At 70.8% G+C, this 22,496-nt stretch carries 25 protein-coding genes; 17 read left to right on the plus strand and 8 right to left on the minus strand.

Annotated features, from left to right (window positions below):
- Positions 1 to 31: 31 nt before the first annotated feature.
- Entirely contained in the window at positions 32 to 1,453 is a 1,422-nt protein-coding gene (locus O1Q96_RS17195) for an endo-1,4-beta-xylanase (protein ID WP_269249018.1), read from the plus strand.
- Positions 1,454 to 1,520: 67 nt separating this feature from the next.
- Here O1Q96_RS17195 and O1Q96_RS17200 read toward each other — a convergent pair whose 3' ends face one another.
- Positions 1,521 to 2,570: a Ppx/GppA family phosphatase gene (locus tag O1Q96_RS17200; RefSeq protein ID WP_269249019.1), complete on the minus strand. Its 1,050-nt coding sequence runs from the start codon at positions 2,568 to 2,570 to the stop codon at positions 1,521 to 1,523.
- Between the two features lie 118 nt (positions 2,571 to 2,688).
- Here O1Q96_RS17200 and O1Q96_RS17205 point away from each other — a divergent pair, with 118 nt between their 5' ends.
- Positions 2,689 to 3,072, plus strand: a complete 384-nt coding sequence (locus O1Q96_RS17205; protein ID WP_269249020.1) for a DUF6479 family protein — start codon at positions 2,689 to 2,691, stop codon at positions 3,070 to 3,072.
- A gap of 37 nt (positions 3,073 to 3,109) precedes the next feature.
- On the opposite strand, the gene O1Q96_RS17210 is transcribed toward O1Q96_RS17205, so the two are convergent.
- Complete coding sequence (locus tag O1Q96_RS17210) at positions 3,110 to 3,655, minus strand: cysteine hydrolase family protein (protein ID WP_269249021.1); 546 nt, start codon at positions 3,653 to 3,655, stop codon at positions 3,110 to 3,112.
- A gap of 37 nt (positions 3,656 to 3,692) precedes the next feature.
- Here O1Q96_RS17210 and O1Q96_RS17215 point away from each other — a divergent pair, with 37 nt between their 5' ends.
- The 3 genes from O1Q96_RS17215 (at position 3,693) to O1Q96_RS17225 (ending at position 5,713) form a co-directional block, all read left to right on the plus strand.
- Positions 3,693 to 4,223, plus strand: coding sequence for a flavin reductase family protein (locus tag O1Q96_RS17215; protein ID WP_269249022.1), 531 nt, complete (start codon positions 3,693 to 3,695; stop codon positions 4,221 to 4,223).
- Between the two features lie 130 nt (positions 4,224 to 4,353).
- Positions 4,354 to 5,319, plus strand: a complete 966-nt coding sequence (locus O1Q96_RS17220) for an LLM class F420-dependent oxidoreductase (protein ID WP_269249023.1) — start codon at positions 4,354 to 4,356, stop codon at positions 5,317 to 5,319.
- Between the two features lie 22 nt (positions 5,320 to 5,341).
- On the plus strand, positions 5,342 to 5,713 hold the full coding sequence (locus O1Q96_RS17225) for a VOC family protein (protein ID WP_269249024.1): 372 nt from the start codon (positions 5,342 to 5,344) through the stop codon (positions 5,711 to 5,713).
- 145 nt (positions 5,714 to 5,858) lie between these two features.
- Here O1Q96_RS17225 and O1Q96_RS17230 read toward each other — a convergent pair whose 3' ends face one another.
- On the minus strand, positions 5,859 to 7,352 hold the full coding sequence (locus tag O1Q96_RS17230) for an alpha/beta hydrolase (RefSeq protein ID WP_269249025.1): 1,494 nt from the start codon (positions 7,350 to 7,352) through the stop codon (positions 5,859 to 5,861).
- 66 nt (positions 7,353 to 7,418) lie between these two features.
- Between O1Q96_RS17230 and O1Q96_RS17235 the strand changes: the two genes are divergently transcribed.
- The gene (locus tag O1Q96_RS17235; RefSeq protein WP_269249026.1) at positions 7,419 to 8,318 is read left to right on the plus strand and encodes a helix-turn-helix domain-containing protein; all 900 of its coding nucleotides are present in this window, start codon (positions 7,419 to 7,421) and stop codon (positions 8,316 to 8,318) included.
- Between the two features lie 18 nt (positions 8,319 to 8,336).
- On the opposite strand, the gene O1Q96_RS17240 is transcribed toward O1Q96_RS17235, so the two are convergent.
- Positions 8,337 to 8,723 carry a VOC family protein gene (locus tag O1Q96_RS17240; protein WP_269249027.1) on the minus strand — a complete coding sequence of 129 codons (387 nt, stop codon included), beginning with the start codon at positions 8,721 to 8,723 and terminating at the stop codon, positions 8,337 to 8,339.
- A 71-nt stretch (positions 8,724 to 8,794) separates the two neighbouring features.
- Between O1Q96_RS17240 and O1Q96_RS17245 the strand changes: the two genes are divergently transcribed.
- Positions 8,795 to 9,334: a GNAT family N-acetyltransferase gene (locus tag O1Q96_RS17245; RefSeq protein WP_269253621.1), complete on the plus strand. Its 540-nt coding sequence runs from the start codon at positions 8,795 to 8,797 to the stop codon at positions 9,332 to 9,334.
- Positions 9,335 to 9,337: 3 nt separating this feature from the next.
- Here the strand turns inward: O1Q96_RS17245 and O1Q96_RS17250 are convergent, their stop codons facing one another.
- Positions 9,338 to 10,021 carry a glycerophosphodiester phosphodiesterase gene (locus O1Q96_RS17250; protein WP_269249028.1) on the minus strand — a complete coding sequence of 228 codons (684 nt, stop codon included), beginning with the start codon at positions 10,019 to 10,021 and terminating at the stop codon, positions 9,338 to 9,340.
- A gap of 380 nt (positions 10,022 to 10,401) precedes the next feature.
- Here O1Q96_RS17250 and O1Q96_RS17255 point away from each other — a divergent pair, with 380 nt between their 5' ends.
- The 5 genes from O1Q96_RS17255 (at position 10,402) to O1Q96_RS17275 (ending at position 15,047) form a co-directional block, all read left to right on the plus strand.
- Positions 10,402 to 11,799, plus strand: coding sequence for a DUF6421 family protein (locus tag O1Q96_RS17255; protein WP_269249029.1), 1,398 nt, complete (start codon positions 10,402 to 10,404; stop codon positions 11,797 to 11,799).
- A 38-nt stretch (positions 11,800 to 11,837) separates the two neighbouring features.
- Positions 11,838 to 12,599 (plus strand): SDR family NAD(P)-dependent oxidoreductase, encoded by a 762-nt coding sequence (locus tag O1Q96_RS17260; protein WP_269249030.1) that lies wholly within the window; start codon positions 11,838 to 11,840, stop codon positions 12,597 to 12,599.
- Complete coding sequence (locus tag O1Q96_RS17265; RefSeq protein WP_217457622.1) at positions 12,596 to 13,666, plus strand: threonine aldolase family protein; 1,071 nt, start codon at positions 12,596 to 12,598, stop codon at positions 13,664 to 13,666. Before O1Q96_RS17260 ends, O1Q96_RS17265 begins: the two co-directional genes overlap by 4 nt.
- Positions 13,667 to 13,748: 82 nt before the next feature.
- Positions 13,749 to 14,321: a transglutaminase domain-containing protein gene (locus O1Q96_RS17270; RefSeq protein ID WP_269249031.1), complete on the plus strand. Its 573-nt coding sequence runs from the start codon at positions 13,749 to 13,751 to the stop codon at positions 14,319 to 14,321.
- A gap of 21 nt (positions 14,322 to 14,342) precedes the next feature.
- Complete coding sequence (locus O1Q96_RS17275) at positions 14,343 to 15,047, plus strand: B3/B4 domain-containing protein (protein WP_269249032.1); 705 nt, start codon at positions 14,343 to 14,345, stop codon at positions 15,045 to 15,047.
- A gap of 36 nt (positions 15,048 to 15,083) precedes the next feature.
- On the opposite strand, the gene O1Q96_RS17280 is transcribed toward O1Q96_RS17275, so the two are convergent.
- Positions 15,084 to 15,812: a lysophospholipid acyltransferase family protein gene (locus tag O1Q96_RS17280; RefSeq protein WP_269249033.1), complete on the minus strand. Its 729-nt coding sequence runs from the start codon at positions 15,810 to 15,812 to the stop codon at positions 15,084 to 15,086.
- 187 nt (positions 15,813 to 15,999) lie between these two features.
- Positions 16,000 to 16,416: a DUF4395 domain-containing protein gene (locus O1Q96_RS17285; RefSeq protein ID WP_269249034.1), complete on the minus strand. Its 417-nt coding sequence runs from the start codon at positions 16,414 to 16,416 to the stop codon at positions 16,000 to 16,002.
- Positions 16,417 to 16,491: 75 nt separating this feature from the next.
- Here O1Q96_RS17285 and O1Q96_RS17290 point away from each other — a divergent pair, with 75 nt between their 5' ends.
- The 4 genes from O1Q96_RS17290 (at position 16,492) to O1Q96_RS17305 (ending at position 19,751) form a co-directional block, all read left to right on the plus strand.
- Positions 16,492 to 16,914: a TlpA family protein disulfide reductase gene (locus tag O1Q96_RS17290; protein ID WP_269249035.1), complete on the plus strand. Its 423-nt coding sequence runs from the start codon at positions 16,492 to 16,494 to the stop codon at positions 16,912 to 16,914.
- A 222-nt stretch (positions 16,915 to 17,136) separates the two neighbouring features.
- On the plus strand, positions 17,137 to 17,646 hold the full coding sequence (locus O1Q96_RS17295; RefSeq protein WP_269249036.1) for a flavin reductase family protein: 510 nt from the start codon (positions 17,137 to 17,139) through the stop codon (positions 17,644 to 17,646).
- 252 nt (positions 17,647 to 17,898) lie between these two features.
- The gene (locus O1Q96_RS17300; RefSeq protein ID WP_269249037.1) at positions 17,899 to 18,684 is read left to right on the plus strand and encodes an electron transfer flavoprotein subunit beta/FixA family protein; all 786 of its coding nucleotides are present in this window, start codon (positions 17,899 to 17,901) and stop codon (positions 18,682 to 18,684) included.
- 104 nt (positions 18,685 to 18,788) lie between these two features.
- Positions 18,789 to 19,751: an electron transfer flavoprotein subunit alpha/FixB family protein gene (locus tag O1Q96_RS17305; RefSeq protein WP_269249038.1), complete on the plus strand. Its 963-nt coding sequence runs from the start codon at positions 18,789 to 18,791 to the stop codon at positions 19,749 to 19,751.
- A gap of 86 nt (positions 19,752 to 19,837) precedes the next feature.
- Here O1Q96_RS17305 and O1Q96_RS17310 read toward each other — a convergent pair whose 3' ends face one another.
- On the minus strand, positions 19,838 to 20,740 hold the full coding sequence (locus tag O1Q96_RS17310; protein ID WP_269249039.1) for an endonuclease/exonuclease/phosphatase family protein: 903 nt from the start codon (positions 20,738 to 20,740) through the stop codon (positions 19,838 to 19,840).
- Between the two features lie 358 nt (positions 20,741 to 21,098).
- Between O1Q96_RS17310 and O1Q96_RS17315 the strand changes: the two genes are divergently transcribed.
- On the plus strand, positions 21,099 to 22,403 hold the full coding sequence (locus O1Q96_RS17315) for a DUF6986 family protein (RefSeq protein ID WP_269249040.1): 1,305 nt from the start codon (positions 21,099 to 21,101) through the stop codon (positions 22,401 to 22,403).
- Positions 22,404 to 22,496 lie beyond the last annotated feature (93 nt).

Raw genomic sequence — 22,496 nt, forward strand, 5'->3', positions numbered from 1 at the left:
GCGACGTGAAGCCATCATGAGAGGGACGTCCATGAAGCCCCAGAGCTTACGCAGAGCCGCGTCCGTGATCCTGGCCGCGGCCTCGCTCCTGATCGGGGGAGCCACCTCCGGTCACGCCGCCGCCGGCCCGGGACAGGCAGGCCCGGGCCGACAGGCCGCCGCCGACCCCGTGCTGCGGGACCTCGCCGCCGCCAAGGGCATCTACTACGGAACGGCCGTCACGGCCTCCAAGCTGGTCGGCGCCTACGGAGCCGTCGTCGGCGAGCAGTTCGACTCCATCACCCCCGGCAACGAGATGAAGTGGGGCTCGGTCGAACCGACCCGCGGCACCTACAACTGGTCCGGCGCCGACGCCGTCGTCGACTACGCCGAGGCCCACGGCCAGAAGGTCCGCGGCCACACCCTCGTCTGGCACAGCCAGTTGCCCGACTGGGTCAGCAACGGCAGCTGGACCGCCGGCAGTCTGCGGACCGTGATGACCGACCACATCGCCGCCGAGGCCGGCCGCTACAAGGGACGCATCGACCACTGGGACGTCGTCAACGAGCCGTTCAACGAGGACGGGACGCGCCGCCAGTCCGTGTTCCAGACGGCGATCGGCGACTCGTACATCGCCGAGTCCCTGCGGGCGGCCCGCGCCGCCGACCCGGCGGCGAAGCTGTACGTGAACGACTACAACGTCGAGGGCGTCAACGCGAAGAGCACCGCCCTCTACAACCTCGTCAAGTCCCTCAAGGAGCAGGGCGTCCCGATCGACGGCGTGGGTCTGCAGGCCCACCTGATCCTCGGACAGGTGCCCTCCACGCTGCAGGCCAACATCCAGCGCTTCGCCGACCTCGGCGTGGACGTGGCCATCACCGAGCTCGACATCCGGATGACGACTCCGCCCACCAGCGCCCAACTCGCCCAGCAGAAGGCCGAGTACAAGGCCGTCACCAGCGCCTGCCTCGCCGTGGCGCGCTGCGAGGGCATCACCGTCTGGGGCTTCACCGACTCCGACTCATGGATCCCGGACGTGTTCACCGGCTACGGAGCGGCGACCCCGTACGACGAGAACTTCCGCCCGAAGCCCGCCTACTACGGCATCGCGGAAGCCCTCGGCTGGACCGACGGCGGTACGAACCCGCCGACCGGCGCCTGCGCGGTCACGTACGCCGTGCAGAACCAGTGGAACACCGGCTTCACCGCGCAGGTGACGGTCAAGAACACCAGCACCGCCGCCGTCAACGGCTGGAAACTGGCATGGAACTGGCCCGCGGGGCAGCGCGTCACCCAGGCCTGGAACGCGACGGTCACCCAGTCCGGCGCGGCTGTCACCGCCGCCGACGCCGGCTACAACGCGGCGATCGCACCGGGCGCGAGCGCCACGTTCGGCTTCAACGGCTCCTGGTCCGGCGGCAACACCGCACCCGCGGCCTTCACCCTCAACGGGACGGCCTGCACCTCACCGTAGGCAGGGCTCCGGATGCCGACGGGGTGCCCCCGTCGGCATCCGTGTCCGGTGAGGGGCACCACGAACGTCAGCCCGGGCGGTGGGCCGAGGACGCGGTGGCGGCAGCCGTCGCCGCCTCGGCCGCGCGCAGGGGACGGAGCACCGGCAGCGCCATGGTCTCCTGCGCCCGCACGCCGTACTCGTCCCACCAGTCGGAGCTGCCGTCCTCGATGCAGCGCAGCAGCACCCCTTCGCGCAGGGCCCAGGGACAGATGGTCACCTCGTCGATGCCCATCAGCTTCATCGTGGTGTGCGCGACGATCGCTCCGGCCAGGGACTGACCGGAACGCGCGAGGGAGACACCCGGCAGCAGGGCTCGTTCGGTGGCAGGCAACGCCGCCAGCTGCTCCACGGCCCTGCCGAGGTCGGAGCGGGCCATGCCCCGGGGGGTGAAGGGGCCGGACCGCCCGGGCGCCGCCCCGCACAGCCGGCCCAGCTGCTGGAACATCCGCGAGGACACGACCGTCGTCCGGGGAGCCTCCCACCGGATGCGGGCCGCGACATCCCGCAGCTGGTGGCGCACATGCCGACGCAGCAGCCTGGTCCGGTGCGGCGACGGCGGGTCCTGGCCGCGGAAGAACTCACGGGTCAGCCGGTTGGCCCCCAGCGGCAGCGAGATCGCGAAGTCGGGCAGCTTGCTCCGGCCGAAGGCCACCTCCAGCGTGCCGCCCCCGATGTCCAGCAGGGCCAGTGGCCCCGCGCGCCAGCCCATCCAGCGCCGGGCAGCCAGGAACGTCAGCTCCGCCTCCACCTCACCGGGCAGCACGTGCAGCGGTACTCCTGCCTCCGCGGTGACCCGTTCGAGGACCTCGGGGCGGTTCGGGGCGTCCCGCACGATGGCGGTGGCGAAGGCGAAGGGCCGGGTCACCCCCCAGCGTCGCCCCTCTTCGCGGGCGTCCTTCACCGCCTCCACCAGCCGGTCCACCTGTTCGTCCGGCAGCCGGCCCCCCGGCTCGACGTGGGCCGAGAGCCTCAGCCGGCGCTTGGCAGTGTGCACCGGGAGCGGAACGGCTCCGTCCGTCTCCGCGATGACCAGCCGTACCGTGTTGGACCCGACGTCGAGTACTCCCATTCGCATCCCCTCTCCGTACCCTCGGGGGCCCCCGGCATGCCGGGGGCCCTGGGTCTCCGGGGTGAATCGGCCCGAACGCCGAAGATGCCCTGTTTGGGTCGTTCTGTTGGGGTACTCGCTTTTTATGCAGATCTCTGGCAGCGACGCAGTGATCCCGCGCGAAGTCCTGGCCGATTCGGAGCCCTTCGTGGTGGGGCCCCTCGTGGTGGGACTTCTGATCACGGCGATGCTGGTCGTCGCGGTGTGGTGGGGCGTGAGAATGCGCCGCGGGGAACCCGGTCCGCCGCGACCCGAGGACCAGCCCCGGCTGCCCGAGACGGGCGCGGTCCACGAGATCAGTGAGATGCGCGAACCCGACGAGATGCCGCACGGGGGCAAGGCCCTCACCCCGCACGAACTGCACTCCTCGGGCAACGTGTCCACGCGGCGCGCCCGGAACCAGAATCGGCGCCTGTGGAGCCGGAACAGCAGCGGGGGCTTCGGCAGCGGCGGTCTTGGCCGTCACTGAGGCCGGCGGGTCGGCGGCCGCGGTCGCGCGGGACGGGTCAGAGTCGCGCGGTCGCGGCCGTACGGATCTCCGCCGCCATGTTCCGTTCCATCATCCGCAGCGCGGCCTCCGCGAGTTCCGCGTGGATATGGGCGACCGCGTCGGCGGGGACGGTGACCCTGAGGTGCCGGATGTGCGCGTCGAGCGCCGAGTACAGCACGCACTGTTCCGTCACCTGGCCGCACATCACGACATGGCCGACCCCGAGCTGGCTCAGCAGGTAGCCGAGCGGCGTCTCGAAGAAGATGGAATGGCGTGCCTTCACGACGAAGAGCGACCTGTCGTCGGGACGGATCGGTTCCACCAGGTCGGCGTGCGGGCCCGCGAGCGCGGTCTCCACGATCTCGCCGTGATGGGAACGCCACTCGCCGAAGTTGTCGTTGACGTAGATCACCGGAACGTCCCGCTCCCGGGCCCGCTCCAGAAGGTGTACGACCCGGGGCAGGGCCTCACGGACCGAGGGGAGCAGGCGTTCGGCGTCCTTGTGGTCGTATGTGTTGATCATGTCGATGACGATCAGTGCCGTCTTCTCGGTCTCGTGCATGTGGTTCGTAGTTCCACCAGGGAGCGGGAGGAAATCAATGGGACCCGAAGAGGTGACGGGAGCGGCGGGATCCATGGAACCGTTCCTGGACCGGCTCGACCACCCGGTGTACGTGGTGACCGTGGAGGCTGGCGGGGAGCGGGCGGGCTGTCTGGTGGGCTTCGCCTCGCAGTGCTCGATCGGACCCACCCGATTCATGGTGTGGCTGTCCAAGGCCAACCGCACCTTCAGCGTGGCGGCGGCTGCCCAGCAGCTCGCCGTGCATCTCCTCGGCCGCGACCAGTACGCGCTGGCGGAGCTGTTCGGAGGCGAGACGGGCGACAGTGTCGACGAGAGCGGGCGCCGCTTCGACAAGTTCACCCGCGCGCCCTGGGCTCCCGGTCCGGGCGGTGTCCCCGTGCTGGACGGGGTGCCGGCCTGGTTCGTGGGACGGGTGGAAGGGCTCACGGACGCCGGTGACCATGTGGGCTTCCTGCTGAGCCCGGTCGCGTCCGGGGGCGGTGCGCACGTGGGGGAACCGCTGCGCCTGAGCGACGTGCTCCACATCGACGCCGGCCACCCCGCCTGAATCCGCCGGCCACGTCGATCCGGCCGCCGAACCGCGCCCGTTCCGGTGACTGGACCGCCGAGGGCTGGGCACTCGGGTGCCGCTCGCGGGGGAAACGTTTCGGGTACCACCGACCGGCTACTAGGAACACATGGTGCAAATCGGATACACGATGATGACCGAACAGGCCGGCCCCCGTGACCTCGTACAGCACGTGGTGGCCGCCGAACAGGCCGGATTCGACTTCTCTGTCACGTCCGACCACTACTTCCCCTGGCTCGAGGAGCAGGGACACGCGCCGTACGCGTGGAGCGTCCTCGGCGCCGCCGCGCAGGCCACCTCCACGATCCCCCTGATGACGTACGTGACCTGCCCGACGACCCGCTACCACCCGGCTGTCGTCGCGCAGAAGGCCGCCACCACCCAGCTGCTCGCCGAAGGGCGTTTCCGGCTCGGACTCGGTTCCGGGGAGAACCTCAACGAGCACGTGGTGGGCGGCGGCTGGCCCGCCGCCCACGTACGCCTCGAAATGCTGGAAGAGGCCATCGAGATCATCCGCGCGCTGTTCGAGGGCAAGAACGTCAACCATCACGGCCCTCACTTCGACGTGGAGAACGCCCGGCTCTTCGACCTGCCGGACGAGCCGCCCCCCATCGGTGTCGCCGTCTCCGGAGAGCGCTCCTGCGCCCTCGCGGGCCGGCTGGCCGATCTGGTCATCGCCACCGAACCGAAGGCCGAACTGATCGGCTCGTTCGACCGGCACGGCGGCAGCGGCAAGCCCAAGGTGGGCCAACTGCCCGTCTGTTACGACCCCGACAAGGACGCGGCGGTGGCGCGGGCGCACGAGCAGTTCCGCTGGGCGCTCGGCGGCTGGCCGGTGAACTCCGAGCTGCCCGGACCGGCGAGCTTCGACACGGCCACCCAGCACGTCCGCCCCGAGGACGTCGCGCAGACCGTCCCGTGCGGCGACGACGTCGACGCCTTCGTCGAGGCCGTTCGCCCCTACGTCACCGCGGGCTTCACCGAGGTCGCGCTCGTCCAGGTCGGCGGAGACCACCAGTTCCCCTTCCTGGACTGGGCCGAGAAGAAGCTGCTGCCCGCGCTGAAGGACCTCTGAGCGGCCTGCCGAAAGGACGATCATGCCCATCGCCACGTACTGCCTCGTAGCCCTGGACTGCCCGGACCCGCCCGCCCTCGCGGAGTTCTACGCCGGCGTGCTCGGAGGCGAGGTCAAGCAGTACAACGACGACTGGTACGACCTCTACGCACCCGGCGGCCACCGCATCTCCTTCCAGCGGGCGTCCGGCCACCGCCCGCCCGACTGGCCGCGCGCCGACGGCAACTCCCAGCAACTCCACCTGGACTTCACCGTGCCGGACATCGACACGGCCGAGGCCCAGGTGCTGGCCCTGGGCGCCACCCCGCTCGACCTCGACGACGACGGTGGAAGCCGCGGCTTCCGCGTGTACGCCGACCCGGCCGGTCACCCGTTCTGCCTGTGCAAGGACTGACCCGCCGGAGGCCCGGCGCAGGCGGTTGAACAACCGGGCGGCCGACGGCGGAGCGCGCTGGGCGTGCGTCAGGTCTCTCGCGCCGCTCCGCTCCCGGGAGACGGGAGACAGGTGCCGCAGCACCGGCCGGGCGGGTGCGAGTGCGTCACGCCGGTCGCCCCAGGTGCGCGAGGACCGTGCGCATGGCCCGGGACACGGCGTCGCGGGACTCGTCCGTCGGATCGTGGATCTCGAAGCCGTGCCGGCCGCGCGGGACGTCGATGATCTCGACAGGGGTCTTCGTCTCCTGCGCCGCGGTCGTGAACTCCTCCACCGTGGCGGCGATCTGCGGCGTCTCCAGGCCCGCCCGGGTGAGCACGATCGGCGGCGGTGTTCCGCCGTCCGCCCGCAGCGCGGGGACCGGGCGGAAGCGGGGGCCGATGGCGCCCCAGCCCGGGAGCGGGGAGAGGATCGGGTAGGTGAGGGCCAGGCAGCGCAGCCACGGGGGCGGGGCGGCGATCCAGTCCGCGGCGAGCGGTCCGGCGCCGGAGAAGATCCACAGGGCGATGCGCTGCGCGTCCACGCGAGGGTCGGCCCGCAGCAGTTCGAGCGCTTCGGCGACGTCGTCCGCGGCCTGCGCGTAGTCGGTGAGGCCGTGCAGGCGGTGGTCCACGACGGCGCCCACCGCGCCGAGGCCCGCGGTGCAGCGGGCGTAGCCGAGGTAGAACGGCGAGTCGCGGGGCGTCGGGAGGAGGTCGGGCGGCACCGGGCCCCCGTGTACGAACAGCACCGCGGGCCAGGGCCCTTGAGCCTCTCCCGATTCCGGCAGGTGCAGGTCCACCCGCCCGTTGCGCACCCGCCGCCGCTCCGGGGCGTCGAGCAGGAAGGTCCCGAGGAACGGCGACTCGTCCTCGGGTACGGTCAGCCGCCGCCCCTCGCCCGCGGCCGCGCGCAGCAGCACCTCGGCCAGTTCGTCCGGGCACGACAGCATCGGCCAGTGCCCGGTGGCCAGTTCGAAGAAGCCCACCCGCGGATCGGCCAGCTTCCGGAACTGCGGCGGACCGGTGCGCACCAGCGCCTCGACCAGGTCCACGGTCATCCCTCCTGCCGTGCACAGGACTCCGCTGGTCGGGACGGCCGCGCCGGCGCCGGTCAGCCGCAGGGGCCGAGTCAGCGTGCGGGGCGGCTGCGGGGCGGCCAGCCCGCTCAGCAGTTCCAGCTGCTGAGCCGACAGCCCCTCCGTGCTGCCCCACCGCTGCCACTGGTCGGGCCCCGGCGGCGGCACCAGCGCCGAACCGTCCTCCGTACGCAGGAGTTCGTGCACGGTCTGGTCCGGTACGAGGGCCAGCGCCGTGTCGCCGTCCTGCGGCATCCCGGCGTCCAGGTGCACGATCCGCGCGACCCGCTCCGGGCGGCGGTCCGCCGCGCCCAGCACGGGATGGATCGCGTAGTCGTGGCCCACCAGGACCAGGCCGCCGCGCGGCTCCAGGGAGTCGATCAGCCGGACCACGTCCTCGACGTGCGTCTCCAGATCGGCCTCGGGGTGCCGGCTGAGCGTCACCGGGTGCGCTTCGGCGCCCGATTCCCGCAGCCGTACGGTCACCTCGCTCCAGAGCCGCCCGTCGGTGAACGGGCCGGAGACCAGGACGAACGTGGACATGAGTACCTCCAGGGGAAGGGTCGGTCGTGGGTAACCTAGGAACTCCCCCTGAGGGAGGTTCAACCCTTGCCACCGGACAGCACCCTGAGCATCGGCGAACTCGCCGCGCGGGCGGGGACGACGGTCAAGACCGTCCGCTTCTATTCCGACCAGGGCCTCCTGCCGGAAGCCTCGCGCAGCGGCGGCGGGCACCGCCGATACGGCCCCGGGGCGCCGGCCCGGCTGCGCACGATCCGCGCACTGCGCTCGCTCGGTGTGCCCGTCCCCGAGATCGGGCGGGTCCTCGACCGCGGGGACACCCTGGAGGACGTCGTCGCGCGCAGGCTGGAGGACCTCGGCACCGAACTCGCCGCCCTGCGCTGGCGGGAGGCCGCGCTGCGGGCACTCCAGGACGGCGCCCCGGAGCAGCTCGCGGAGCGCCTGGAACTGATCGGGGCGGTCAGCGTCCCGCCCAGCACCGCCGCCCTCGCGCACTACTGGCGCCGCCTGCTGCCGGTGCGTCTCTCCGCCCGCCTCCGTGCGGCCGTCACCGATGCGGCCGTCCCGCAGCCCTCCGCCGACCCGACTCCGGGCCAGGTCCTCGCCTTCGCCCGCATCCATGCGCTGGCGAAGGCCGCCACCGACCACTGCCTCGTGTCCCACCGGCCGGCCGCGGTCGCCCAGCCGGACCTGCTCTACGGCGGCCTGTACGAGGCTCACCGGCTGGTGGAAGCCGCTCTGCGGGCCGACCGCGACCCCGGCCCGGGCGAGGCACTGGACTGCTACGTGGCCGCCCACGCCCGCGCCTGCGGCACCCGCGACAGTCCCGACTTCCGCCGTACCCTCACCGTCCGTCTCGCCGCGGAGGACCACCCGGTCATGTCCCGCTACTGGCAGCTGGCAGGGGAGCTGACGCCCGGCCTCACCCTCGGAGGCGCGGACTCCTGGCTCCGCGAGGCGCTGACCGCGAGCACGGCCGCGGGCTGAACCCCGCGGCCCGGAGCGTCATGGGCGGTACCGCAGGGGGTGGTCCTCCGGTACCTCGCACATGACGATCTGCGTCCCGTCCGGGTCCGCGAACCACATCTCGACGAGCCCCCACGGCTCCTTCACCGGCGGCCGGAGCACCTCGACACCGGCGGCCACGAGCTCCTCGAACGCCGCCGCCACGTCGGCGACCTGGAGCCACAGCTTCACAGCGGGGGAGGGCGGTTCCCCGCCGCGCCCGGAGATCTCCAGGAAGCCGCCGCCGAGGAAGTAGACGGTGCCGCGCTCGGGCCCCGTACCGAACTCGCGGTAGACGGGCAGCCCCAGCTTCTCGCCGTAGAAGACGCGGGAACGTTCGGGGTCGGCCGGGCGGAGCAAGGTCCGGCTGCTCAGTACATGCACCATGTGTCCCGACCCTAGTGGGAGCGTTACCCTCGTCCATGCCCGAGCCGCGCCCGAGATCGGAGAACCGCTCCATGGACACCGCCCACGACGGACTGACCTTCCGTGACGCTGTCGACGCCGACGTGGACGCCCTCGTCTCGCTGATCGAGTCGGCGTACCGGGGGGACTCCAGCCGCACCGGCTGGACCACCGAGGCGGACATCCTGGAGGGGCAGCGGACGGACGCGGAGGGCGTCCTCGCGGTCATCAAGTCGCCGGACAGCCGCCTGCTGGCCGTCGAGCGCGACGGCAGGGTGGTCGCGTGCTGCCAGCTCGAACACCGTGGCACGCACGCCTACTTCGGGATGTTCGCGGTCAGCCCCGCGCTGCAGGGAGCGGGCTTCGGTAAAACGATCATCGCCGAGGCCGAGCGCTTCGCCGGCGAGGTCTGGGGAGCAGAGGAGATGCACATGACCGTGATCTCCGTACGCGAGGACCTCATCGCCTGGTACGAGAGGCGCGGCTACCGCCGTACGGGAGAGATGACTCCCTTCCCGTACGGCGACGAGCGGTTCGGCGTGCCGCAGCGCGACGACCTGCGGTTCGAGCTCCTGGTGAAGCCGCTCGCATAATCGTTACGCCGTGAAGCGGCCGGTGCGCTTGATCTCCGGGTAGTCGGTGGTGGCGCCGTCCAGCTCCAGCGCACGCACCAGACGCAGCTGGTCCTGGGTGTTCACGACCCAGCCGATGATCCGCAGGTCCGCCTTGCGCGCGCGCTCGACGATCTCCAGGGTCAGCCGACGGATGTTCAGTACGAGACTCGTGGCGCCGACCGCGGTCGCCCGCTCGACGACATCGATGCCATAGCGGCTGGCGACCAGCGCCGTACGGACGCCGGGGACGAGCCGCGCGATCTCGGCGACGGCCTCGTCGTGGAACGACAGGACCTCGACCCTGCCGACGAGGTCGCGCCGGTTCATGACCTCGGCCAGCGCCCGGGCCGCGGCGACGTCCTTGATCTCGGCCTGGAGCGGGGCCGTGACGGCGTCCAGGACCTCCTCGAACACGGGGATGCGCTCACCGCGGCCCGCGTCCAGCGCGCGGAGCTCGGCGAGGGTCTTCTCGGCGATCGGTCCCGAACCGTCGGTCGTCCGGTCCACGTCGGCGTCGTGCATGACGACGAGCGCGCCGTCCTTGCTCAGGTGCAGATCCAGCTCGATCAGGTCGAGGCCCGCCTGCTGGGCGGCGATGAAGGAACGGAGGGTGTTCTCGGGTTCGACACCCATGATTCCGCGATGACCGATGGTGAGGAAGTTCAAGGGGGTGACTCCGCTTCCGTCGACGGCGGCTCGGTTGCCGCGTGCTGTGGTCCCGTGGCCACGCGGCAAGGCCGCAGCCTAGTGGCCCCGCCCGGCGTCGGACCCGCCCCGGTGGCCGGATATGAGCCCTCCCAGCCGCGTGAACGGGCCGCGGCGGGACCGTCCGGCTCACCCCTGCGTGGGCGAGTCCCCCACGGGTTGACCGAACTTCGACGGCTACCCAGTCGACGGCGGAAGTATTCGCCGCCACGGTGGAATGCAGGAAAAACAGCGGTGAAGATGCGAGTAGGCAGAACAATCTCCCGAGATCTTCACTTGTGGCGGAGTGGTCCTCCCGCATACGGTGTCCATACGCGAGGTTCTCCCGTGGAGGATGGGTCATGACGGAAATTCTTGTGCAGGTGGGTGCGGAGGAGCAGGTTCCTCCCCGGAGCAGGGTGGTGAGCCACCCGGCCTGGCCCGTGCTCAAGGATGCCGTGGAGCGGATCCGGCCATGGCAGTCCAAGGACGGGTCGATCGACTTCGACGCCGAGACCGCGCCGGATCCGGCCGACGCCGATCTGGCCGTGCGCCGTGTCGTGGACGCCGTCCAGGACCTGTCGCCGCTGGTGCCGCACGACTCCGAGTACCACGCGGCGCTCGTGAAGGACCTGCACCGCTGGGCGGACAGCGGCTTCCGGGTGCCCGACTTCCTCGACTCGCTGCTGGCCTTCCAGCCCGCGGCGCGACGCGAGGACGGCCTCGAGCACCTGGTCGTCTTCCCGATGTACACGCAGAACGGCAACCCGGACCGCAACTTCGAAGCGGTCGTCCTGCGCATGGTCTGGCCCGACTGGCTGGCCGAGCTGGAGCGCACCCGCTACGACAACCCGCTGTTCTGCGGCATCAAGTTCGAGGACTTCACGGCCGGCTACGACACCAACTCGGCGGTCCTCTTCCCGGAGACCATCGCCGTGCGCGAGGCACCGGAGCGCTTCAGCTGGGGCGGCATCTTCTGCGACCGCGAGGCCGCCCGCTTCCGCAAGGTCACCGAGGCCGCCGTCGACACGCTCGGCCTCGAACTGCCCGACGGCATCCGCGAGATGGTCGGCGACCAGGCGCGCTGTGAGCAGGCCTTCGTCCTGTGGGACATGGTTCACGACCGCACCCACAGCCATGGCGACCTGCCCTTCGACCCCTTCATGATCAAGCAGCGCCAGCCATTCTGGATGTACGGCCTGGAGGAGCTGCGCTGCGACCTCACCGCCTTCAAGGAGGCCGTGAAGCTGGAGGCCGACGGTTTCCCGCAGGGTCGTGACGTGCAGTACGCGGTCCTGTTCGACCGGATGTTCCGCTTCCCCGTGACCGGTGACCGCGTCCGCAACTACGACGGTCTCGGCGGGCAGCTGCTCTTCGCCTACCTGCACAAGCACGGCGTCGTGCGCTGGACGGACAACAAGCTGCACATCGACTGGGACCGCGCCCCCCAGGTCACCAACCAGCTCTGCGCCGAGATCGAGGACCTCTACCGGGCCGGCATCGACCGTCCGAAACTGGTCCACTGGTTCGCCGCGTACGACCTGGTCTCCCAGTACCTCGCCCCGCACCCGGGGTCCCGCTGGGCCAAGGGTCCCGACGCCCTCGACCTGACGCTGCCGCCGAGGAAACTCGTGGACGACGTGCTTCCGGACGAGTTTCCCCTGAGCATGTTCTATGAGGCGCTCTCCAAGAAGCTGAAGAACGTGATCGCTTCCACCAGGGGCATCACCGCGGCGAGTGCCGAGCGGGTGGCCGCGTGAGCGACCGCGTCCGGAACACTGCTCAGGAGGCGAAGACCATGGGGAACGGGAACGGGGCACTGAGCGGAGCGGTGATCGCGGTGGCCGGCGCGGGCGGGCCGGTGGGCCGCGCGACCCTGCTGCGGCTGGCCGAAGCGGGGGCCGTGGTCGTCGGCTCCGACAACGACCCGGAGCGACTGGCCGAGGCCGTGGACGCGGCCCGCTACGCCCACGGCGGCGCCACCGTCGTCGGTGACACGGTCGACCTGCTCGACCGCGAGTCGTCCAGGGACTGGGCCGCCCGTATCGAGAAGGACTTCGGGCGGGTCGACGGCCTGGTCCACCTCGTCGGCGGCTGGCGCGGCAGCGAGACCTTCACCAAGACAAGTCTCGATGACTGGGACCTGCTGGAGATGCTGCTCATCCGCACCGTGCAGCACACCTCTCTCGCCTTCCACGAGGCGTTGCAGCGCAGCGACCGCGGCCGGTACGTGCTGATCAGCGCCGCGGGCGCCGGCAAGCCCACCGCGGGCAACGCCGCGTACGCCGCCGCCAAGGCAGCCGCCGAGGCCTGGACGCTGGCCATGGCCGACTTCTTCCGCAAGGCGGGGATCTCAGGAGGCGCCGACGGTCCGACGTCCGCGGCCGCCATCCTGATCGTGAAGGCCCTGGTGCACGACGCGATGCGCGCCGAGCGCCCGAACGCGAAGTTCGCGGGGTTCACGGACGTCAGGGATCTGGCCGAGGCCATCGCCGGTGTCTGGGAGCAGCCCGCCGCCGAAGTGAACGGAAAGCGTCTGTGGCTGACCGAGAAGCCGTGAACCCACCGAAGACGGATGCCCGGCGGCGCCACGACCCCCAGGTGCGCGGCTTCGCCAGCGACAACTACGCGGGGGCCCACCCCGAGGTGCTCGCCGCTCTGGCCCTGGCCAACGGCGGGCACCAGGTCGCGTACGGCGAGGACGACTACACCGACCACCTCCAGCAGGTGATACGGGGGCACTTCGGCGCTGGCGCGGAGGCGTTCCCCGTGTTCAACGGCACGGGCGCCAACGTCGTGGCACTCCAGGCGCTGACCGACCGCTGGGGCGCGGTGATCTGTGCGGAGAGCGCGCACATCAACGTCGACGAGGGCGGTGCCCCCGAACGCATGGGCGGGCTCAAGCTGCTCACGGTGCCCACACCCGACGGGAAGCTGACGCCCGAGCTGATCGACCGGCAGGCGTACGGCTGGGACGACGAGCACCGGGCGATGCCGCAGGTCGTGTCGATCACGCAGAACACCGAGCTGGGCACCGTCTACACGCCCGACGAGGTCCGCGCGATCTGTGACCACGCCCACCAGCACGGCATGAAGGTGCACCTCGACGGCGCCCGGATAGCCAACGCGGCGGCCTCACTGGACGTGCCGATGCGGGCCTTCACCAACGCGGTCGGCGTGGACGTCCTGTCCTTCGGCGGCACCAAGAACGGCGCCCTGTTCGGCGAGGCCGTGGTCGTCCTCAACCGGGACGCCGTCAGCCACATGAAGCATCTGCGCAAGCTGTCGATGCAGCTCGCCTCCAAGATGCGCTTCGTGTCGGTGCAGCTGGAGGCCCTGCTCGCCAAGGACCTGTGGCTGCGCAACGCCCGCCACGCCAACGACATGGCCCAGCGGCTCGCCGAGGGCGTACGCGCGGTCCACGGGGTCGAGATCCTGTACCCGGTGCAGGCCAACGCGGTCTTCGCCCGGCTGCCCCACGACGTGAGCGAGCGCCTGCAGAAGCGCTACCGCTTCTACTTCTGGGACGAGGCCGCCGGAGACGTGCGCTGGATGTGCGCCTTCGACACGACCGAGGACGACGTCGACGGCTTCCTGGCGGCGCTCAAGGAGGAGATGGCCCGCTAGCGCACCGGTCTTCGTGCATAGATATGCGATCACCCGAAAAAGAATTGACGCTCGAGTGATCGTATTCCTATGCTCTGCCGGCATGCAGCTGACTCAGGACACGCCTGACCTTTCCGCGTATCTGGCCGCCGACGAGGTCGTCGACCACCACCATCCGGCGGTTCGCGAGGTGGCCGGCCGCCTCGCGAGGCAGGTCGCCGACTCGTATGCCTATGCGCAGGCCGCCTTCGAATTCGTGCGTGACACCATTCCGCACTCCCAGGACTCCGGCGACCCCCGCGTCACCTGGCGCGCCTCCGACGTGCTCACGCGGCGCACCGGCATCTGCCACGCCAAGGCCCACGCCCTGGCCGCCCTGCTGAGGGCCGAGGACATCCCGACGGCGTTCTGCTATCAGAGGTTCGAGGTGGTGCACGGCCTCGTCGCCGTCCGGTTCGGCGGTGCCTGGCACCGGCAGGACCCGCGCGGCAACAAGCCGGGCGTGGACGCCCGCTTCTCCCTCGACGGTGAGCGGCTGGCTTTCGCCCTCGATCCGAAGTCCAATGAGATGGACTATCCGGTGCTGTATGCTGAACCACACCCGGCCGTTCTGAGTGCCCTCAGGGCTGCCCGCGACCGGCCGCACCTGTGGGAGCTTCTTCCCACCGCACTCTGACCCAGGCAGGCAAGGCGGACAATGACTCTCTCGCTCACCGTGTCCGACGAGGTGCGCGCCCTCGCGCCCGGCTTCACGCACGTCGCCGTGGAGGCCCACGGACTCGTCAACGGCCCCAGCACGGAGGGCAGCGCGCACCTCCTGGACGACGCGGCCCGCCGTCTCGTCGTACGGCTGGAGGGGGGCGCGCCGCACGAGGATCCGCACATGGCCGCCTGGCGGAGCGTCTACACGGCGTTCGGCTCCAAGCCGTCGCGGACGCGCAACTCGGCGGAAGCGCTGGCCAGGCGGGCCCTCTCGGACGCCGGGCTGCCCCGCATCAACGTCCTCGTCGACCTCTACAACGCGATCAGCGTCGCCCACCTGATCCCGGTCGGCGGCGAGGACCTAGGCCGGGTGCGGGGCGGAATGCGCCTCGTGCGCGCCACGGGCGACGAGGAATTCGTGACCGTCGCGGGCGGCGAGGAGACCGTCGAGCACCCCGACGCCGGCGAGGTGGTGTGGTGCGACGAAACGGGTGTGACCTGCCGCCGCTGGAACTGGCGGCAGGGACCGCGTACCCGGCTCACCGAGGAGTCGACCTCGGCGGTCTTCCTCCTGGAGAGCCTGCCCCCGATGCCGGTGGCCGCCGTGGAGGCGGCAGGGGCTGAACTCGCCGAGCTGCTGGAGAAGTTCAGCCCGGGGGCGCGGATCACCGTCCGGGCTCCGGAGCCGACGTCCCGCTGACGACCGGGGCCCTGCCCGTGCTGCGGCTGCCGCCGGTCAGCGGGCCTCGGCGGCCTTCACCTCTTCGGGCGTCGGAGCGGTGCCGCCGAGGTGCGCCGGCATCCACCAGGTGTCGTCCGGCCCCTTGGGGCGCACGGGGTAGGCGCGCTGGGCGGCTTCCAGAAGCTCCTGCACGCGCTCGCGCAGCTGCCGGGTGATCGCACCCGCGTACTTGTCGCGAGACGCTTCCATGGCCTCGCCGACGCGGATGGTGATCGGGATGTGGTTGCGCTTGAAGTTGCGCGGGTGTCCCTTGGTCCACAGGCGCTGAGTGCCCCACACGGCCATCGGGATCAGCGGGACGCCGGCCTCCTGGGCCATGCGCGCGGCACCCGACTTGAAGCTCTTCAGCGTGAACGACTGGGAGATCGTGGCCTCGGGGAAGACGCCGACGATCTCACCGGAGCGCAGCGACTCCAGCGCGTGCGCATAAGCCGTCTCGCCCTGCTTGCGGTCCACGGGGATGTGCTTCATGTTGCGCATCAGAGGGCCGGAGATCTTGTGCCGGAACACCGACTCCTTCGCCATGAAGCGGACCAGGCGCTTCTGCGGCAGGGCGGCGAGCCCGTCGAAGATGAAGTCGAGATAGCCGATGTGATTGCTCACCAGCACGGCGCCGCCCGTGCGCGGGATGTTCTCCGATCCCTTGAGGTCGATCTTCAGGTCCCAGGCCTTGAACAATGTCTGGGCGAGACCGATGGCGGGACGGTAGGCAAGCTCAGCCATGAACGGCGGGGACCCTTCTCTGTTATGCCCGGGGAGAGGCTCCGGCGGGAAACTTACGCTGCCGTAGGTTTACGGCATTGCGCAGATCGTGCCCGAAGAACGGACGAGTGACCAGTCCTGGTGCCGTAGATCGGCGAGATCCTCGTCACGTCACCCCCTTGATCCACCTCGGCGTTTTACGTGGCCTTTACTCCGCTCGAACCGTCACGCGGCGTACGAGCAGGTACATCTCGCATCCGAGGCAGTACCCGAACACCGCGTTGAGAAACGCGGCCGCCAGCGCCGCCCCGGTCGCCGCGAGCCCCAGCCACTCGGGGCCCACCGTGTACCCGAGGAGTCCCACCACCGCGAAGGCGAGTCCGACCCCCTGTGCGAACCGCGGCGGTTCGGGCGACTCGAAGCCCGTCGGCGGTCCGATCCGCGGACGTACGAGCCGCCGGAACAGCAGGCCGTACGGGGAGCGGCCGACGCCCCCTGCCGCACCGAGTGCGAACGCCAGCGTCTGCCAGGCCAGCAGCCAGGCGCTGCCGGTGATCAGCACGACCGCCAGCACCACGGTCGTCACGGCCGCTCCGAAGCGCGGCCCCCTCACGTCAATGTCCATGAATCAAGCATTCCGCATGAGGAACCTTCCGGGACCGCGGGAATCTTTGCAGTCGCGTGAACGCTGAAGCCGGGGATGACCGGACTTGTGGTGTGCGTGGTGGTGCTCGCGGCGGCGAGCGCCTACGGAGTGCTGAACCGACGACGGAGCGGGAGAGTCAGAGTGCGCGGGCGGGACGGCGGAAAGCGGCTGAGCGCGACCGAACTGGGTGAGGACCTCGGCGAGCGCGCCACGCTCGTCCAGTTCTCCAGCGCCTTCTGCGCGCCCTGCCGGGCGACCCGCAGGGTGCTCGGCGAGGTGGCCGCCATGGTCCCGGGCGTGAGCCACGTCGAGATCGACGCCGAGGACCGTCTCGACCTCGTACGCGAACTCGACATCCTCAAGACGCCGACCGTGCTCGTCCTCGACGCCGACGGCAATGTCGTACGGCGCGCGACCGGACAGCCGCGCCGGGCGGACGTCATCGCCGCGCTCGGCGAGGCGGTCGAAACCCCCTGATCCGCGAGGCTGGAGGCCCTCGGTGACGCATCTCCCACATGACGGGACGCACTTGACTGCACCCGCCACCTATCGTCAGCCTGACCGTATGGTGCCGGAACTCCTTCTCGTCGAGCGCGAACGCCATCGGACCGCGACCCTCGTTCGCGGTGTGAGCGGGCGCTGTCCGGGCTGCTGAGCAGCCAAGGACCAGCGATTCGTCCCACGCAGAAGGACAACTCCATGACGGCCACGCCCGATCTCAGCACCCCCCGACTCGCCTCTCCCGACCTCCTGCGTTCCGTCTTCAGGCGGCATGCGGCCGGTGTCGCCGTGATCACCGCACAGGGCGACGAGGGCCCGGTGGGCTTCACCGCCACCTCGCTCGCCTCCGTGTCCGCCGAGCCGCCGATGATCTCCTTCGGCATCGGTACCGGCGCCTCCAGCTGGCCGACGATCTCCCGGACGGACCACGTGGGCGTCCACATACTCGGTGAGCACCAGCGGGAGCTGGCCACCACCTTCGCCCGCAGCGGGGCCGACCGTTTCGGCGAGCCAACCACCTGGCGCGAGGGCCCCGAAGGCGTTCCGGTGCTCGACGGCGTCCTCGCCTGGCTCGTGTGCCGGATCGTCACCCGGGTGCCCGCGGGGGACCACCGCATCGTGCTGGCCGAGGTGGTTCTCGGGGACCCCGCCGGTGCCGGACGCCCCCTCCTGTACCACCAGGGGAGTTTCGGCGGACTGCGGGAATGAAGGCAATGGTCCGCCGAGCCGTCCGGCCCGCCCCGCCTGCGAGAGCGTCGAGTTCCGATTACGCTGCGTTGCGAAGGTCACAGTTCAAAGCGCTTGCTTAGAGGGAACCACCTGCGGGAGCGTAGATGTGCGTACTGGTGAGTAATATTTCGCCCGGAGCGCGGGTCGCCCCCACCGGGAACGGCCGCTTCAGGCGCCTATGCTGCCCGTAGGCAGGCAGCCCAGAAAAGACGATGCAGTAGGAGAGCCGGCGTGAGCTTGAGGATCGTTGTCACTGTTAAGTACGTGCCCGACGCCACCGGCGACCGGCACTTCGCCGAGGACCTGACCGTCGACCGTGACGATGTGGACGGCCTGCTGTCGGAGCTCGACGAGTACGCGGTCGAGCAGGCCCTGCAGATCGCCGACGAGGCGGACGACGCGGAGATCACCGTGCTGACCGTCGGCCCCGAGGACGCCAAGGACGCCCTGCGCAAGGCGCTGTCCATGGGTGCCGACAAGGCCATCCACGTCGAGGACGACGACCTGCACGGCACCGACGCCATCGGTACCTCCCTGGTGCTGGCCAAGGCGATCGAGAAGGCCGGCTACGACCTGGTGATCTCCGGCATGGCCTCCACCGACGGCACCATGGGCGTCGTCCCGGCCCTGCTGGCCGAGCGCCTGGGTGTTCCGCAGGTCACCCTGCTCTCCGAGGTCTCCGTCGAGGACGGTGTCGTCAAGGGCCGCCGTGACGGCGACTCCGCCTCCGAGCAGCTGGAGGCCTCCCTGCCGGCGGTCGTGTCCGTCACCGACCAGTCCGGTGAGGCCCGTTACCCGTCCTTCAAGGGCATCATGGCCGCCAAGAAGAAGCCGGTTCAGTCCTGGGACCTGGAGGACCTGGAGATCGACGCGGACGAGGTCGGTCTCGAGGGTTCCTGGACCAGGGTCGACGCCGCGACCGAGCGCCCGGCGCGCACCGCCGGCACGATCGTCAAGGACGAGGGCGAGGGCGGCAAGCAGCTCGCCGAGTTCCTCGCGGGCCAGAAGTTCATCTAGCGGCCGCGGGCCCGGGGCCCGCCCCGGCCCCACACGGCACGGCACGCAGGTCCGGCACTCGCTGACCGCCCCTCATCTTTCGCAAGCAGGAGAGAAGAAGTCCCATGGCTGAAGTTCTCGTCTACGTCGACCACGTGGACGGCGCCGTCCGCAAGCCCACCCTGGAGCTGCTGACGCTGGCCCGCCGCATCGGCGAGCCCGTCGCCGTCGCGCTGGGCAACGGCGCCGCCGACACCGCCGCCGCGCTCGCCGAGCACGGTGCGGTCAAGGTCCTCACCCACGAAGCCGCCGAGTACGCCGACTACCTCGTCGTACCGAAGGTGGAGGCCCTCCAGGCCGCGTACGAGGCCGTCTCCCCGGCCGCCGTGCTCGTCCCGTCCTCCGCCGAGGGCAAGGAGATCGCCGCCCGTCTCGCGGTCCGTATCGGCTCGGGCATCATCACCGACGCCGTCGACCTGGAGGCCGGTGACGAGGGCCCGGTGGCCACGCAGTCCGCGTTCGCCGCCTCCTTCACCACCAAGACCCGCGTGTCCAAGGGCACCCCGGTCATCACGGTCAAGCCGAACTCGGCCGCCGTGGAGGCCGCCCCGGCCGCCGGCGCGGTCGAGGCGCTGTCCGTCACGTTCTCGGACAAGGCGACCGGCACCAAGGTCACCGCCCGTACCCCGCGCGAGTCGACCGGCCGCCCGGAGCTGACCGAGGCCGCGATCGTGGTCTCCGGTGGCCGTGGTGTCAACGGCGCCGAGAACTTCTCGGTCATCGAGGCGCTCGCCGACTCCCTCGGCGCGGCCGTCGGCGCCTCGCGTGCCGCGGTGGACGCGGGCTGGTACCCGCACACCAACCAGGTCGGCCAGACCGGCAAGTCCGTCTCCCCGCAGCTGTACATCGCCTCGGGCATCTCCGGCGCGATCCAGCACCGTGCCGGCATGCAGACCTCGAAGACGATCGTGGCGGTCAACAAGGACGCCGAGGCCCCGATCTTCGACCTGGTGGACTACGGCGTGGTCGGCGACCTCTTCGAGGTCGTCCCGCAGCTCACCGAGGAGATCAAGACCCGCAAGGGCTGAGCGTCCCCCGAGTGCCGGGCACGTGCCCGGCAGGTGCTTCGCGTCCATGGGGCCCCGGTGACCGTCTCGGTCACCGGGGCCCCATCTCATGGCAGGGTCAGGGACGCCTGGACGGGCAGATGGTCGCTGGGGAGCTGTCCGTCCACGGAGAAGGTGTTGATCGACGCCCGGTGCGTGGTGACGCCGGGCGAGACGAGGATCCAGTCGATACGGTCGCCGTCCGGGGTCAGGGGCCGGTACCCGTGGAACGTGCCGTACTGCTTGCCCCGCTCGGCCGCCGTCTCCCAGGTGTCGACGAGCCCGGCGCCGAGCATCGCGTCGTAGACCGGGTTCTTGTGGGCGGCGACGTTGAAGTCACCGGTCACCATCAGCGGCAGTGAGGGGTCGAGCCCCGCGATCCGCGCGGCGATCAGGGCCACGGCACGCGCGCGTGCCTTCTGGCGGGCGTTGTCCAGGTGGGTGTTGAGGACGTAGAACTCCCGCTGGCCGTGGCGCAGATCGCGGAAGCGGACCCAGGTCACCATGCGTATGGACCCGCCGCCCCAGGTGTTCGAGCCGATCACGTCGGGTGTGTCGGAGAGCCAGAAGTGGTCGTACTCGACCGGGGCGAGTCTTCGGGTGTCGTAGAAGACCGCCATGAACTCGTTCCGGCTGCCGCCCGCACGGCCCGTGCCGATCCAGTCGTAGCGGCCGCCGAGATCCGCCGCGATGTCGCGCACCTGCTGGTAGAGGCCCTCCTGGGTGCCTATGACGTGAGGGCGTTCGCGGCGCAGCAGTTCGCGGGTGACGGGGCGGCGGACGGCCCAGCTGTTGGGTGCGGCGGTGCTCGCGTACCGCAGATTGAACGACATGACCTCGAGACGGCCGTGGCGGTCCGCCGCCGAGGCGGGCGACCTGGAGAGCGCCGTGCTGGACAGCGGCAGAGCGGCGGCGGCGATGAGCGCCGTCTTGAGTCCCAGGCGGCGCGTGACTCGGCTGCGATGGGGCACGGGATGCTCCTTCTGTGGCGGATGCCGGTTCTGCGGCTGATGCCGGGCGGGTCGTCCGCCTCGCAGTCTCCGAGCCGGCCGTGAACATGTCGAGATCCCGGGGTGGATCCCGGGGGAAGTCCGCGCGGGCCGGGGAGAGGGCATCCGCGGACATGGAGGGCATCCAGGACATCTCGCGAGCGGATCGACTCAGGGGAGCGGGACCCGGGGCGCAAGGAGTGAGGCCTCGGGGGCGGAGGAAGCGGCATTTCAGGAGCGGTCCGGCGAGGATGAGGGTGTTGACCTGGCTGGAAGGTCGCAGATAACTTCGCTCTACGGATTGTTGATTCCGTCTGGCGGAAAACTGGAAGGTGCGGGAATGGGTCAGGGTCAGCAGGAAAAGGTGGCGACGAGCCTCGCCGGCGCCGTCAGCGAGGAGATCAGTGCCTCCCTCGCCCCGGTCGACGCCGAGTTGGAGCGCCGCTACCCCGGAGACCCCGGTAACCGCCAGCCCGTCCACACCGTGTACGTCCCCGGTGATGTCTTCGCCGCCGACACCATCCGCTCCTGGGGCGACCGGGCCCTCGCCGCTCTCGACGAACACGCCCCGGACGCCGCCTCCTTCGCCGCTGTCCTCGGCCTCCCCGACGGCCTCGCGGAGCCGGTGTACGACCGTGTGCGCGCCAAGCTGGAGCGCGAGCCGGTAGAGGACCTGCGCGTCGACTTCGAGGATGGCTACGGCTCGCGCCCGGGCGCCGAGGAGGACGAGGCGGCCGCCCGCGCGGCTCGGCTGATCGCGCAGGCGTACGACGACGGGACGGCGGCCCCCTACATGGGCATCCGGATGAAGTGCATGGAGGCGCCCGTCCGCGACCGGGGCATCCGCACGCTCGACATCTTCCTCACCGGGCTGATGGAGGCAGGCGGGCTGCCCGACGGGCTGGTGCTGACCTTGCCGAAGGTGACGTACGCGGAGCAGGTCACCGCGATGGTGCGGCTCCTGGAGGAGTTCGAGAAGGCACGCGGACTCGCACAGGGCCGGATCGGGTTCGAGATCCAGATCGAGACCAGCCAGTCCATCCTCGCCGCCGACGGCACGGCGGCCGTGGCCCGCATGATCCAGGCCGCCGAGGGCCGTGCCACGGGCCTGCACTACGGCACGTTCGACTACAGCGCCTGTCTCGGCGTCTCCGCTGCCCACCAGGCGAGCGACCACCCGGCCGCCGACCACGCCAAGGCGATCATGCAGGTCGCGGCCGCGGGTACCGGCGTCCGCGTCTCGGACGGCTCCACGAACGTCCTGCCGGTCGGCCCCACATCGAAGGTCCACGACGCCTGGCGCCTCCACTACGGCCTCACGCGCCGCGCGCTCGCCCGCGCCTACTACCAGGGCTGGGACATGCACCCCGCACACATTCCCACCCGCTACGCGGCCGTGTTCGCCTTCTACCGCGAGGGATTCGAGCAGGCCGCGGCACGCCTCGTCGCGTACGCCAACCGGGCCGGCGGCGACGTGATGGACGAGCCCGCCACCGCCAAGGCGCTGAGCGGCTACCTGCTGCGCGGCCTGGACTGCGGGGCCCTCGACATCGCGGAGGTGGCCCGGGCGACGGGCCTCACGCGCGCGGACCTGGAGGGCTTCGCGACGCCGCGGCGGGCGGACCTGACGGTCTCGGCCACGTAGCGGACCTGTCACAGCCCGCACCATCGGCCCGCGCCGTCACATCCGCCCCGTAGTCTGGTCGGCACTTGATTGACGTGTTCACAGGAACGGGGC

The sequence above is a fragment of the Streptomyces aurantiacus genome, assembly GCF_027107535.1.
Lineage (GTDB): Bacteria > Actinomycetota > Actinomycetes > Streptomycetales > Streptomycetaceae > Streptomyces.

Coding starts and splice junctions, on each gene's coding strand:
- O1Q96_RS17240 (WP_269249027.1), bottom strand. CDS start 8,723: ATGGTGCATGTACTGAGCAGCCGGACCTTGCTCCGCCCGGCCGACCCC.
- O1Q96_RS17200 (WP_269249019.1), bottom strand. CDS start 2,570: ATGCGAATGGGAGTACTCGACGTCGGGTCCAACACGGTACGGCTGGTC.
- O1Q96_RS17205 (WP_269249020.1), top strand. CDS start 2,689: ATGCAGATCTCTGGCAGCGACGCAGTGATCCCGCGCGAAGTCCTGGCC.
- O1Q96_RS17285 (WP_269249034.1), bottom strand. CDS start 16,416: ATGGACATTGACGTGAGGGGGCCGCGCTTCGGAGCGGCCGTGACGACC.
- O1Q96_RS17270 (WP_269249031.1), top strand. CDS start 13,749: ATGCAGCTGACTCAGGACACGCCTGACCTTTCCGCGTATCTGGCCGCC.
- O1Q96_RS17290 (WP_269249035.1), top strand. CDS start 16,492: ATGACCGGACTTGTGGTGTGCGTGGTGGTGCTCGCGGCGGCGAGCGCC.
- O1Q96_RS17230 (WP_269249025.1), bottom strand. CDS start 7,352: ATGTCCACGTTCGTCCTGGTCTCCGGCCCGTTCACCGACGGGCGGCTC.
- O1Q96_RS17295 (WP_269249036.1), top strand. CDS start 17,137: ATGACGGCCACGCCCGATCTCAGCACCCCCCGACTCGCCTCTCCCGAC.
- O1Q96_RS17225 (WP_269249024.1), top strand. CDS start 5,342: ATGCCCATCGCCACGTACTGCCTCGTAGCCCTGGACTGCCCGGACCCG.
- O1Q96_RS17245 (WP_269253621.1), top strand. CDS start 8,795: ATGGACACCGCCCACGACGGACTGACCTTCCGTGACGCTGTCGACGCC.
- O1Q96_RS17210 (WP_269249021.1), bottom strand. CDS start 3,655: ATGCACGAGACCGAGAAGACGGCACTGATCGTCATCGACATGATCAAC.
- O1Q96_RS17220 (WP_269249023.1), top strand. CDS start 4,354: ATGGTGCAAATCGGATACACGATGATGACCGAACAGGCCGGCCCCCGT.
- O1Q96_RS17195 (WP_269249018.1), top strand. CDS start 32: ATGAAGCCCCAGAGCTTACGCAGAGCCGCGTCCGTGATCCTGGCCGCG.
- O1Q96_RS17315 (WP_269249040.1), top strand. CDS start 21,099: ATGGGTCAGGGTCAGCAGGAAAAGGTGGCGACGAGCCTCGCCGGCGCC.
- O1Q96_RS17215 (WP_269249022.1), top strand. CDS start 3,693: ATGGGACCCGAAGAGGTGACGGGAGCGGCGGGATCCATGGAACCGTTC.
- O1Q96_RS17305 (WP_269249038.1), top strand. CDS start 18,789: ATGGCTGAAGTTCTCGTCTACGTCGACCACGTGGACGGCGCCGTCCGC.
- O1Q96_RS17275 (WP_269249032.1), top strand. CDS start 14,343: ATGACTCTCTCGCTCACCGTGTCCGACGAGGTGCGCGCCCTCGCGCCC.
- O1Q96_RS17260 (WP_269249030.1), top strand. CDS start 11,838: ATGGGGAACGGGAACGGGGCACTGAGCGGAGCGGTGATCGCGGTGGCC.
- O1Q96_RS17280 (WP_269249033.1), bottom strand. CDS start 15,812: ATGGCTGAGCTTGCCTACCGTCCCGCCATCGGTCTCGCCCAGACATTG.
- O1Q96_RS17255 (WP_269249029.1), top strand. CDS start 10,402: ATGACGGAAATTCTTGTGCAGGTGGGTGCGGAGGAGCAGGTTCCTCCC.